This is a genomic window from Sphingomonas bacterium (assembly GCF_903643035.1).
Taxonomy (GTDB): Bacteria; Pseudomonadota; Alphaproteobacteria; order Sphingomonadales; family Sphingomonadaceae; genus Sphingomonas.
This window is the reverse complement of record NZ_CAHJWW010000098.1, coordinates 1-9517: the sequence shown is the minus strand read 5'-3', so window position 1 is coordinate 9517 and position 9517 is coordinate 1. Positions and strand designations below refer to the sequence as shown.

Below are 9517 nucleotides of genomic sequence, written 5' to 3'. Positions count from 1 at the left end.
ACGTCCGCGCCGATCTCGCGCGCGAGGTCGGCGAGCGCGCCGGCGGCGGCGCGGACGGGCTCGGGGGAGGCGCAGAGCCAGTCGAGGGGGAGGTGGGTGTCGACGACCAAATACTCCCTCTCTCCTTCAGGGGAGAGGGCCGGGGAGAGGGCCGGGGAGAGGGAAAGGGCGGGCGGGCGCCGATCACTGCCCCTCTCCCAACCCTCTCCCCTGAAGGGGAAAGGGCTCTCCGCAGCCGGCCCCATGGCCGCCACCACCGTCTCCACGCCCATCGGCGCGAGCGCGGCCGCGAGGTCGGTCGCATATTGCCACACCCCGCCCACGCGGTCGGCGGTCATCAGCAGCTTCACGCCGCGATGTCCGCCGGCAGCACGATGTTCAGCCGCCGCTCGGCCGCCAGCCACCGCGCGAGCCGCGCCACGCCCTCGCGCCAGTCCACCTTGGGATCCAGCCCCAGCGCGCCTTGCGCCGCGCGGGTGTCGGCGACGAAGTAACGCTGGTCCCCCGCCCGCCAGTCCGCGCCCTCGATCGCGACCTCGCGCCCGATCAGCGAGCCCATGTGCGCAAGCAGCTGCCGCAACGACACGGCGTTGGCCGGCCCGCCGCCCAGGTTGAACGCGCGGCCCTTCACCACGTCGATCCGTTCCCATGCGCGCACATAGGCGTCGACCGCATTCGACACGTCGAGGATGTCGCGGACCTGATGCCCGTCGCCGTACAGCGTGATCGGCCGGCCCTCCAGCGCGCGGATCAGGAAATGCGCGACCCAGCCCTGGTCCTCCGTCCCCATCTGGCGGTGGCCGTAGATGCAGCTCATCCGCAGGACGCAGGTCGGCACGCCGAAGCTGCGCGCATAGTCGAGCACATACTGGTCCGCCGCGCCCTTGGAACAGCCATAGGGCGTGTGGAAGTCGAGGCCGCGCGCCTCGCCGATGCCGTGCGCGCGTATCCCGGCGTCGACGGGGACGTAGGCGTCGTCTTCGAGCGCGAAGTCGAGGTCGGCGAGGTCGCCGTACACCTTGTTGGTCGAGGCGAAGATCATCGGCGTGCCGTCGCCCCCCTCCCGCTCACGGCGTCGGCGCAGCGCCTCCAGCAGCGCGAAGGTCGCGCCGACGTTGATTGCAAAATCCTCGGCCGGATCGGTCATCGACGTCGTGACGGCGACCTGCGCGGCGAAGTGGAACACCGCCTTCGCGTCCGACGCCGCCGCGTCCAGAGCCGCGTGGTCGCGCACGTCGGCATGGACGAACTCGATCACGTCGCCGTGGTTCGCCCGCAGCCAGCCGAGGTTCGCCTCCACCCCCGGCCGGCTGAGCGCGTCGAACACCCGCACCCGATGGCCATCGCGCGCGAGCCGGTCGGCGAGGTTGGAGCCGATGAACCCCGCGCCGCCGGTGACGAGGACGGGGTTCACGCCCATCCTCTCCGAGCCTGCTCGGGGAGGAATGGGCTGACCATCCTCACGCCACCCCTCACGCAACCAGCCCCCGCATCTCCAGTTCGGCGCGGGCGGCGGCGACGTTGTCGGTCGCGGTCTGGTCCGCAACCCACTCCGCCAGCACCGCGAGGCCGGCGCCGAAATCCTGCCGGGCGCGGAAGTCGAGCTTCTCGGCGGCAAGGCCCGTGTCGCAGAAACAGTGGCGGATGTCGCCGATCCGCGCCTTGCCGACGATCTCGGGCGCGAGATCGTTGCGTCCCATCGCGCGCGCCAGTTCCCGCGCGACGTCCGTCACCGACCGGTCTTGCCCCGATCCGATGTTGAACGTGCCCCCCGCCGCCGCCGGCAGCACCAGCGCATCGGCGAAGGCGCGCGCCACGTCCGATACGTGGACGAAGTCGCGCCGCTGCTCGCCGTCCTCGAAGATCATCGGCTTCTGCCCGTTGAGCAGCCGCGAGGCGAAGATCGCCAGCACGCCGGTATAGGGGTTCGACAGCGCCTGGCCTGGGCCATAGACGTTGAATAGCCGCAGGCACACGCCTTCCATCCCGTAGGGCGCGGCCATGATGTGGGTCGTGCGCTCCTGCACGTACTTGTTGAGCGCATAGATCGACGAGAGCGCCGGGCGCTTCCACTCGGGGGTGGCCACCGGGATCAGCGGGCGACCCGCGCCGTCGACCGGGTCCCACTGCGTCAGCCCGTCCCTGAGGTTCGGGCGGTCCGCGTCCTCGACCAGCGCGCCGTCGGCGTCGCGGTACAACCCCTCGCCATAGATCGACATGGACGAGGCGGTGACGACGCGGCGCTTGCGATCGGCGATCAGCGCCTCGAACAGCACGGCGGTGCCGACATCGTTGGTGGAGGTGTAGCGTTCGACCTCGTACATCGACTGGCCGACGCCGACCTCGGCCGCAAGGTGGATCACGCTGTCCACGTCTTTCAGCGCGGTCGCGACGGCCGCCCGGTCGCGCACGTCGCCATGGATCAGTTCCGCTTCGGGCGACAGCAGCGCCGACCCGTCGACCTGGCCGTGGACCTGCTCGATCAGGCTGTCGAGCACGCGTACCCGGTGGCCACGCCGCAACAGCTCTTCAGCGACGAAACGGCCGATGAACCCCGCGCCGCCGGTGACGAGGACGGTCTCGCTCATGCCTCGAGGCTCGCGGCCCGGCCCGGCATGCGGGTCGCGACCGGGGTTGACCCCGGCCGCCGTTCGGTGTTGCGTCGCATCCGTTCGGCTGCTCCCCTGTATCGCCGGTCTCGACAAGAGTATCCGGTGGATGGCCAGGCTTCTTCTTCTTTGTTCCTGCCGGTGTCAATCGTGCCGGATCGCGCTCGCGAACGCGCGCGTCGCAGGCGCATGACCTCCACTTTCCTTCTCGTCCGCCACGCCGTCACCGACGATGTCGACGTCCGGCTGTCGGGCCGCCGGCCCGGCGTGGCGCTGAACGCTGTGGGGCGCGCGCAGGCGGATCGGCTCGCGGCGTCCCTGGCGGGCGGGCGGATCGACACGATCTTGGCGAGCCCGCTGGAGCGCACCTGCGAGACCGCCGCCGCGATCGCCGCCGCCGTCGGCGTGCCTGTGACGACCGACGACGCGCTGCTGGAGATCGACACCGGCGAGTGGACGGGGACGAGCTTCGCGGCGCTGCATGCCGATCCGCGTTGGGCGAGGTGGAACGCGGAGCGCGCCACCGCCCGCTGCCCCGGCGGCGAGAGCATGGGCGAGGCGCAGGCGCGCATCATCGGGCTGATCGCGCGCGAGGCGGCGACGCGGCCAGGGGCGACGGTCGTGCTCGTCACGCACAGCGATCTCATCCGGGCCGCTGTCTGTAACGTGTTGGGATTGGGCTTGGCCGACCTCCATCGGTTCGATATCGACCCCGCGTCGGTCACACGGGTCGTGGCCGGCGAGCGGGGTGGCCGCATCGCCTCCATGAACGTCGTTTGAGAACTGGGAGCGGTACGGGATGGCGGATGGGGAAAGCCTGAAGGAGCGCGTCGCCGCGCTCGCTCCCTGGTTCCACAACATCGATCTGGGGCAGGGCGTCGTCACCGCGCCCGATCATTTTCTGGGCGACTATCCCGCGTTCAAATACGCCCGCTTCGCCGGCGCCATCCCTGCGGACCTGGCGGGCCGGTCGGTGCTCGACATCGGCTGCAACGCGGGTTTCTACTGCGTCGAGATGAAGAAGCGCGGCGCGGGCCGCGTGCTGGGGATCGACTCCGACGATCGCTACCTCGCGCAGGCGAAGCTGGCGACCGACACGCTCGGCTATGGCGACGTCGAGTTCGCCAGGCTGTCGGTCTATGACGTCGGAAGCTTGCGCGAGCGGTTCGACGTCGTGATCTTCATGGGCGTGCTCTATCACCTGCGCCATCCGCTCCTCGCGCTCGACCTGATACGGGAGCATGTCGCAGGCGACGCGATGCTGTTCCAGACGATGCAGCAAGGCTCGAAGGCGACCTATGCCGCGCCCGAGGACCACCCGTTCCATATGCCCGGGACGTTCGACCCACCCGGGTATTTCGACGACCCCGCCTATCCCAGGCTGCACTTCATCGAACGGGCGTATGCCGGCGACTGGACCAACTGGTGGGCGCCCAACCGGGCGGGATCCGAGGCGATGCTGCGCGCGGCGGGGTTCACCGTCGAGGCGCATCCGGAGGACGAGGTCTACTGGTGCCGGATCGCTCCCGTTCCCTATGGCGAACACGGTCCGGCGGCGGTGTACCCCGCCTGCGGTCCGACCGGGGGAGGCGGCCGTTGATCGAAGCGGCGATGATCTGGAACGAGCCCAACAACAAGTCGCATTGGGACATGGGCCTCGACCCCGACTGGGCGCTGTTCGCGCGGACAGTGACGCTGGCGGGACAGGCGATCCGCGCCGCGAACCCGGCGGTCACGCGCGTGCTGGGCGGCATGTCGCCGATCGATCCGCAGTGGTTGCGGCGGATGGAGGGACATGGCGCGCTGGACCATGTCGACGTCGTCGCGGTGCACGGCTTCCCGCTCGACTGGAACCTGTGGCCGATCCACGCCTGGCCCGACAAGATCGCCGAGATCGAGGCGGTGACGCAACTGCCGATCTGGGCGACGGAGGTGGGCGTCGGCTCGTTCGGCGCGGAGGAGGTCCAGGTGTTTGGCCTGAAGCGCACCGCCGAGCTGCTGCTGGGCCGGGTGCCGCGGGTCTTCTGGTACTCGCTGTTCGACCTGCCGATGGCGTGGGGAGCGGAGACACGCCACCGCGAGGCGGAAGGATCGAGCTACTACCGTCACTTCTACATGGGCCTGATCCGCGAGGACGGCACGCCCAAGCCCGCGCTGGAGGAATACGAACGGGTCGCGAGCGAGATGGGGCTGATGCAGTGGTTCCATTTCGAGGACCCGCGGCTCGCCGACGCGGTCGCCTGGATGAAGCGGCTGGGCACGCGCCGGCTGCGCACCGGTCTCAGCTGGGCCGATTCGTTCCGCCCCGACGCCACCGACTGGTTCGACCGGCAGATGGAGGCGCTGGCGCCGTTCGACGTCACGCTGACCTTCTGCTTCACGCCCGACCATCTCGGTATCGAGCCGCACCACACCAGCCCCGCGCGCGAGCCGGAGCGGTTCGCGGACTTCTGCGCCTGGGCGATCGATCGCTATGCTCCTGCCGCGATCCCGACGACCGTCGCTGCGGTATCCAGCCAGGTCCTGGCATGATCGGCCGCGGCCAGTGAGCGCGGGCGATGCGGCGCCTGAAGCAGCGCCCGTCGATACCGCGATCGTGCTGGCCGCAGGCGAGGGCAGCCGGCTGCGCGCGGCCGCGCCGTCCAAGCCGCTGTGCCCGATCGGTGGCAAGCCGCTGGTCGACCATGCGCTGGAGCGGCTGGCAATGGCGGGGATCGCGCGCGCGATCGTGGTCGTCGGCTACCTGGGCGAACAGCTGGTCGCGCACCTCGCGTCGCGCCGCTGGCCGCTGGCGGTGGAGACCGTCGCGGTGGACGACTGGACGCTGCCCAACGGCGTCTCCGCGCTGGCGGGCGGGCGGATCGCAAACGGCCCGGCGCTGCTGGTGATGTGCGATCATCTCGTCGAGCCCGCGCTGTACCGGGCGATGGCGCAGGTGGGTCCCGGTCCGGGGCTGAGGCTGGGCATCGACCGGCGCCTGGACTCTGACGCGGTCGATCTCGATGACGTGACCTGCGTCGTTACCGAAGGCACCGGCCATATCGTGACGATCGGCAAGGGCCTGGCGAGCTACGACGCGTTCGACACCGGCGTGTTCGCGGTGGGGCCAGCCTTCTTCGACGCGCTAGCCGGCCTCGACCGGCCTTCGATCACGGAAGGGGTGCGGGCACTCGCCGCGAGCGGGAAGGCGCTTGTGCACGACATTGGCGATCTTGACTGGATAGATGTGGACGATCCGCCCGCGCTGGCGATGGCGGAGGATCGGCTGCTCCTAGAGGCCGCCGCCGCGCCGACGGGCGACTCCGAACGCCCCAGCCACCCCACCCGAGATGCCTTCCGCTTGCGTCATCGCGGTGAAACGCGCATGACGCGATGATGACAATTCCGCCGCCGGACGGATCGCGCGATCGCCGGATCGAGGATCTCAGCAACCTCTACGTGATCCATCCCGTGGCGCGGTTCCTGTTGCCTCTCGCCGTGCGGCGGGGCGTATCGGCGAACCTGGTATCGGTGCTGGGGTTCGGCTTCGGGCTGCTCGCGATGGCCGCGTTCGTCGGCCTGCCGGGCTGGCGCGGGGCGATGCTGGGGCTGGCGTTCGCCGCCTGCTGGCTGGTCGCCGACGGGCTCGACGGGATGATCGCGCGCGCGACCGGCACCGCCAGTCGTACCGGCCGCATCCTCGACGGGGTATGCGACCACGGCGTCTTCATCATGATCTACGTCGGTCTGGCGCTGTCGATCGGGACGGTCGCCGGCTGGGCGCTCGCGATCTCCGCGGGCATGGCGCACACGGTACAGTCCGCGCTGTACGAGGGCGAGCGGTCGCGCTTCCACCGCCGCCTGACGCTCCGCCCGGCGCCGCCGCGCGCGGGGCATGTGCCGCTGTACGACGCGGTGGCTACCGCCGCCGACCGGTGGGGCGGCAGGCTCGACGCGTTGCTGGCCGGACCGGCCGGAGCGGGTATCGCGATCGACTATGCGCGCTGTGCCGTCCCCTCGATGCGGGCTATGGCGCTGCTGAGCGCCAACGTACGGGTCGCAGCGATCGCGCTGGCGGTGCTGGTGCGGACGCCGGCGCTGTTCTGGTGGATCGAACTGGTGCCGCTTGCGCTCGTGACGCTGGCGACCATGGCGTGGCAACGCCATGTCGAGCGACAGGTGGTGGACCGGTTCGGCATCCGCGCGGACACGCCGGCCGTACCGGAGATGGGCGTCGGGTTGCGTCGGGGGGCGTAGACGGGACGTCGCGGGGCCTCGCAAGCGGGTCGCGCGTTAGGAAACAACAAGGGACGGGAAGCACGACACCGTGAACGACATTCGAATGGCTATCGTCGGCGTCGGCAACTGTGCCAGTTCGCTGGTACAGGGCCTCTATCACTACCGCGAGGGGACGAACGACGTCACCGGCCTGATGCACTGGGACCTGGGCGGCTATACCCCGTCGGACATCAAGGTGGTGGCGGCATGGGACGTGGACGCGCGCAAGGTCGGACAGGACGTCGCGGATGCGATCTTCGCCAAGCCGAACTGCACCGCGGTCTTCGAGGGAGATGTGGAGACCACGGGCGCCGTCGTCCGCATGGGACCGGTGCTCGACGGGGTCGCCGAGCATATGCTCGACTATCCCAAGGACGATCGCACCTTCATCCTGTCGGACGAGGCGCAGCCGACGCGGGACGAGGTGGTGGCGCAGTTGCGCGCGGCCAAGGTCGACGTCGTGATGAACTATCTGCCCGTCGGCAGCCAGCAGGCGACCGAGTTCTATGCCGAATGCGCGCTTGAGGCCGGGGTGGCGTTCGTGAACAACATCCCTGTCTTCATCGCCAGCGACCCCGTCTGGGCGAAGCGGTTTACCGACGCGGGCGTCCCGATCGTCGGCGACGACATCAAGGCGCAGATGGGCGCGACGATCGTCCATCGCGTTCTCACCGACCTGTTCGCCAAGCGCGGGGTGAAGCTCGACCGGACGTACCAGCTCAACACCGGCGGCAACACCGACTTCCTCAACATGTCGAACCGCACCCGGCTGAAGTCCAAGAAGATCAGCAAGACCGAGGCGGTGCAAGCGGTCGCGGCCGAGCGTCTGGACGACGACAACGTCCATATCGGGCCGAGCGACTACGTACCGTTCCAGAACGACAACAAGGTCGCCTTCATCCGCATGGAGGGACAGCTGTTCGGCGGCGTGCCGATGAACCTTGAAATGCGGCTCTCGGTCGAGGACAGCCCCAATTCGGCGGGCGTCGCGATCGACATGGTGCGCTGCGCCAAGATCGCGCGCGACCGTGGCATCGGTGGGCCGGTGGAGGGCGCATCTGCCTATTTCTGCAAGCATCCGCCCAAGCAGATGACCGACGACCAGGCCTTCACCGCGGTCGAGGCGTTCATCGCCGACGCCGCCTGAGCGCGCAGCCATGACCCGGACGATGCAGGCGGCGGTGCTGACCGGCGCGCGGGCGATGCGGGTCGACACGGTTCCGCTGCCCGAGCCCGGTATGGGCGAGTTGCGCGTCCGGCTGGAAGGTTGCGGCGTGTGCAGCTCCAACGTCGAGCCTTGGGAAGGCCAGCCGTGGTCCAGCTATCCCGGCGAACCGGGCGGCTTGGGGCACGAGGGCTGGGGGGTGGTCGACGCGATCGGCGAGGGCATTTCCTCCGCCGATGGGGATGGTTTCGCGATCGGAGACCGGGTGGCGACGCTGTCGGGTCGCAGCTTCGCGCACTACGACCTCGTCGCCGCCGACATGGCGGTGAAGCTGCCCCCTGAACTGGCCGGCATGGCCGTACCGGGCGAGCCACTCGGCTGCGTGATGAATATCTTCCGCCGCGCCGACGTGGCGGCGGGGCAGACGGTGGCGATCATCGGCATCGGTTTTCTCGGCGCGCTGCTGACACGGCTCGCCACCGACGCGGGCGCGCGCGTCCTCGCGATCTCGCGCCGCCCGTTCAGCCTCGACCTCGCGCGCCGCTACGGCGCGGCCGAGACGATCCCGATGGATGACCATTACGCGATCATCGCGCGTGTAAACGAGTTGACCGGCGACGCCGGGTGCGAGCGCGTGATCGAGTGCGTCGGCCGGCAGTGGCCGCTGGACCTTGCGGGCGAGCTGGTGGGCTTCGGTGGCCGGCTGGTAGTCGCGGGCTATCACCAGGACGGGCCGCGCCAGATCAATATGCAGGCGTGGAACTGGAAGGGCATCGACGTCGTCAACGCGCACGAGCGCGACCCGGCGGTGCAGATGCGCGGCTTGCGCGAAGCGGTGGACGCGGTAGCGAGCGGGCGGCTAGACCCCGCGCCGCTCTACACACACCGCTACCCGCTGGATCGGTTGGGCGAGGCGCTGGATGCCGCCCGCGACCGGCCGGACGGGTTCCTGAAAGCGCTGGTGACGTTCTGACAGCTTAGTCACCCTCACCCTTCCGCCGCTACGGGGCACCCCAGAAAGTACTACTTTCTGGGGCCCCCTTCGCGCCTCCCTCCCTCTCCCGACGGGAGAGGAAAGGAGCCCGCCGGCGCAGCCGGTGGGAAGGGTGAGGGTGACATCTCCACTCGGACAGGCCCATTCCATGACCCTCCCCCGCATCGGTTTCCTCGGCACCGGCTGGATCGGCCGCCACCGCATGGCGGCGATGCTCGCGACCGGCGTGGTGGAGGCGGCGGCGATCGCCGACGCGTCGCCCGACGCGGCCGCCCAGGCGCAGGCGCTCGCGCCGGGGGCGACACTGGTCGATGGGCTCGACGCGATGCTGGCGCTGGGCCTCGACGGAATCGTGATCGCCACCCCGTCCGCGCTCCATGCCGACCAGTCGATCGCGGCGCTGGCGGCGGGCGCGGCGGTGTTCTGCCAGAAGCCGCTCGGGCGGAGCGCGGCGGAGACCGCGTGCCGATCTTTGACCGGCTTTTCCTCGGC

10 protein-coding genes and 1 pseudogene are annotated in these 9517 nt (G+C 70.0%); 8 read left to right on the top strand and 3 right to left on the bottom strand.

The annotated features are described in order from the left end of the window. From HUV01_RS07935 to HUV01_RS07925, 3 genes and pseudogenes are all read right to left on the bottom strand, one after another. Positions 1-350, bottom strand: a pseudogene (locus tag HUV01_RS07935) (glycosyltransferase family 4 protein); the annotation flags it as partial. After that, entirely contained in the window at positions 347-1420 is a 1074-nt protein-coding gene (locus tag HUV01_RS07930; protein ID WP_174297754.1) for an SDR family NAD(P)-dependent oxidoreductase, read from the bottom strand. The gene HUV01_RS07930 and the pseudogene HUV01_RS07935, both read right to left, overlap by 4 nt. A 52-nt stretch (positions 1421-1472) precedes the next feature. Then, complete coding sequence (locus HUV01_RS07925) at positions 1473-2588, bottom strand: SDR family NAD(P)-dependent oxidoreductase (protein ID WP_174297753.1); 1116 nt, start codon at positions 2586-2588, stop codon at positions 1473-1475. Here HUV01_RS07925 and HUV01_RS15145 point away from each other — a divergent pair. From HUV01_RS15145 to HUV01_RS07885, 8 genes are all read left to right on the top strand, one after another. Beyond that, positions 2469-3389: a histidine phosphatase family protein gene (locus HUV01_RS15145; RefSeq protein WP_254606484.1), complete on the top strand. Its 921-nt coding sequence runs from the start codon at positions 2469-2471 to the stop codon at positions 3387-3389. The two genes, HUV01_RS07925 and HUV01_RS15145, sit on opposite strands and share 120 nt — an antisense overlap. 19 nt (positions 3390-3408) lie before the next feature. Then, positions 3409-4209 (top strand): TIGR04290 family methyltransferase, encoded by an 801-nt coding sequence (locus tag HUV01_RS07915; RefSeq protein ID WP_174297751.1) that lies wholly within the window; start codon positions 3409-3411, stop codon positions 4207-4209. Next, the gene (locus tag HUV01_RS07910) at positions 4206-5141 is read left to right on the top strand and encodes a glycosyl hydrolase (RefSeq protein WP_174297750.1); all 936 of its coding nucleotides are present in this window, start codon (positions 4206-4208) and stop codon (positions 5139-5141) included. The genes HUV01_RS07915 and HUV01_RS07910 overlap by 4 nt, the downstream gene beginning before the upstream one ends. A 13-nt stretch (positions 5142-5154) precedes the next feature. Continuing rightward, positions 5155-5985: an NTP transferase domain-containing protein gene (locus HUV01_RS07905; protein WP_254606482.1), complete on the top strand. Its 831-nt coding sequence runs from the start codon at positions 5155-5157 to the stop codon at positions 5983-5985. Then, positions 5982-6845 (top strand): CDP-alcohol phosphatidyltransferase family protein, encoded by an 864-nt coding sequence (locus tag HUV01_RS07900; RefSeq protein ID WP_174297748.1) that lies wholly within the window; start codon positions 5982-5984, stop codon positions 6843-6845. The genes HUV01_RS07905 and HUV01_RS07900 overlap by 4 nt, the downstream gene beginning before the upstream one ends. An 85-nt stretch (positions 6846-6930) precedes the next feature. Continuing rightward, positions 6931-8013, top strand: coding sequence for an inositol-3-phosphate synthase (locus HUV01_RS07895; protein ID WP_438827159.1), 1083 nt, complete (start codon positions 6931-6933; stop codon positions 8011-8013). 10 nt (positions 8014-8023) lie between these two features. After that, positions 8024-9004 (top strand): MDR/zinc-dependent alcohol dehydrogenase-like family protein, encoded by a 981-nt coding sequence (locus HUV01_RS07890; RefSeq protein WP_217430956.1) that lies wholly within the window; start codon positions 8024-8026, stop codon positions 9002-9004. 169 nt (positions 9005-9173) lie between these two features. Continuing rightward, positions 9174-9517, top strand: a 344-nt coding sequence (locus HUV01_RS07885; protein ID WP_174297746.1) for a Gfo/Idh/MocA family oxidoreductase, incomplete at its 3' end; no start/stop codon positions are given.

Bases quoted from the DNA above. Each gene is read 5' to 3' on its own strand.
- HUV01_RS07890 (WP_217430956.1), top strand. From the start codon at position 8,024: ATGACCCGGACGATGCAGGCGGCGGTGCTGACCGGCGCGCGGGCGATG.
- HUV01_RS07895 (WP_438827159.1), top strand. From the start codon at position 6,931: ATGGCTATCGTCGGCGTCGGCAACTGTGCCAGTTCGCTGGTACAGGGC.
- HUV01_RS07900 (WP_174297748.1), top strand. From the start codon at position 5,982: ATGATGACAATTCCGCCGCCGGACGGATCGCGCGATCGCCGGATCGAG.
- HUV01_RS07925 (WP_174297753.1), bottom strand. From the start codon at position 2,588: ATGAGCGAGACCGTCCTCGTCACCGGCGGCGCGGGGTTCATCGGCCGT.
- HUV01_RS07930 (WP_174297754.1), bottom strand. From the start codon at position 1,420: ATGGGCGTGAACCCCGTCCTCGTCACCGGCGGCGCGGGGTTCATCGGC.
- HUV01_RS07915 (WP_174297751.1), top strand. From the start codon at position 3,409: ATGGCGGATGGGGAAAGCCTGAAGGAGCGCGTCGCCGCGCTCGCTCCC.